Genomic DNA, 506 nt, shown 5'->3' on the forward strand with positions numbered 1-506 from the left:
TCGGCATTGCAACGCGCTGCTTGCAGCAGACCATTGCGTGCCATGTTGTGGGCAACGGTATCGCTTATCGGCCCTTGCGAGAGAGTGTTGGCAAGGAGTGTCAGAGATGTGAGACCGACCGCCCCGATAAGTGCCGTCATGCCGATCCAGAAATGAAGGAGGAAGCAAATGCCAAGATAAAACAGCATCCATGGCAGATCGAAGAACGCTGTCGGACCGTTTCCACCTAAGAAGCCGCGAACATTGTCGAGATCGCGAAGCGGCTGCAAGCCGTCGCCCGGCATGCGCGTTGAAAGCGGAAGGCGAACGATCGCATCGTGAACGCGTCCGGAAAACTGTCCATCGAAACGCTCGCCAATCCGCAGCAGCACGCGGGCGCGCAAAATGTCGAGCAGGCATTGGAACGCATAAAGCCCCGCAGCGAGCACGACGAGCCCCACCAGCGTGGATACGCTGCCACTTGCCAGAACGCGGTCATAGACCTGAAGCATGAACAGCGGCGAGAT

The 506-nt window shown here is 58.3% G+C and carries 1 pseudogene; it reads right to left on the minus strand.

Annotated features, from left to right (window positions below):
• Positions 1–506, minus strand: a pseudogene (locus NKH54_RS32485) (type I secretion system permease/ATPase); the annotation flags it as partial.

This window comes from Mesorhizobium sp. M1004, assembly GCF_040318795.1.
GTDB lineage: Bacteria > Pseudomonadota > Alphaproteobacteria > Rhizobiales > Rhizobiaceae > Mesorhizobium.